We start from the raw sequence: 735 nt of genomic DNA, 5'->3' as shown, positions 1-735 counted from the left end.
TCGGCGATCTTCATGGCTTCCTCGATGAGGGTCTCCACGATCTTCGACTCCGGCACGGTCTTGATGACCTCGCCCTTGACGAAGATCTGCCCCTTGCCGTTACCCGAGGCGACACCCAGGTCCGCCTCACGGGCCTCACCCGGACCGTTGACGACGCAGCCCATCACCGCGACGCGCAACGGCACCTCCATCCCCTCCAGACCCGCACTGACCTGGTCGGCGAGCTTGTACACATCCACCTGCGCACGACCGCAGGACGGACAGGAGACGATCTCCAGACGGCGCTGGCGCAGCCCCAGGGACTCCAGGATCTGCATGCCGACCTTGATCTCCTCCGCCGGCGGGGCCGACAGCGACACGCGGATGGTGTCACCGATGCCCTCCGACAGCAGCGCACCGAACGCCACCGCGGACTTGATCGTGCCCTGGAACGCCGGGCCGGCCTCCGTCACACCCAGGTGCAGCGGGTAGTCGCACTGCGCCGCCAGCTGACGGTACGCGTTGACCATGACGACCGGGTCGTTGTGCTTGACCGAGATCTTGATGTCGCGGAAACCGTGCTCCTCGAAGAGCGAGGCCTCCCACAGCGCCGACTCCACCAGCGCCTCGGGCGTCGCCTTCCCGTACTTCTGCAGCAGGCGCCGGTCCAGCGATCCGGCGTTCACGCCGATACGGATCGGGGTGCCCGCGTCGGAGGCCGCCTTGGCGATCTCCTTCACCTTGTCGTCGAACTGC

At 67.1% G+C, this 735-nt stretch carries 1 protein-coding gene; it reads right to left on the bottom strand.

All coding sequences use genetic code 11. The features are described 5' to 3' along the window. The coding region (gene ispG / locus ACFPP6_RS36500; RefSeq protein WP_382051150.1) for a flavodoxin-dependent (E)-4-hydroxy-3-methylbut-2-enyl-diphosphate synthase at nt 1-735 on the bottom strand (735 nt) is incomplete at both ends.

Origin of the sequence: Streptomyces aureoversilis, assembly GCF_042657885.1 — a bacterium.
GTDB lineage: Bacteria > Actinomycetota > Actinomycetes > Streptomycetales > Streptomycetaceae > Streptomyces > Streptomyces aureoversilis.
This window is presented reverse-complemented; position numbering and strand designations above follow the sequence as displayed.